Annotated in this window: 1 protein-coding gene; it reads right to left on the minus strand. The window is 32.9% G+C overall.

Going from position 1 to position 228, the window contains the following annotated elements:
• Positions 1-189: hypothetical protein (locus AOA61_RS31625; protein WP_218197284.1), on the minus strand; the 189-nt coding region annotated here is incomplete at its 3' end.
• Between the last annotated feature and the right edge of the window lie 39 nt (positions 190-228).

Raw genomic sequence — 228 nt, forward strand, 5'->3', positions numbered from 1 at the left:
TGATTGGGATGCCAGTTTAAAATTATTCGGTATATTTATTACATTTTCTTCACCTAACATTTTCGGGACATCATTATATTTAATAAGGCTCTCCATTGTGTACCTGTTTAAGATTAAACGAGATTTACTACGAAACTCTAGCTGTTCAAGTGTTTCTAAAATAAGCCTTGTATTTTTCAATGCAGTCATCTCTAGATTCGTAACCACAAGCACTTCATCAGAATACTC

It is taken from the genome of Pseudomonas sp. 2995-1 (assembly GCF_002742505.1).
Lineage (GTDB): Bacteria > Pseudomonadota > Gammaproteobacteria > Pseudomonadales > Pseudomonadaceae > Aquipseudomonas > Aquipseudomonas sivasensis.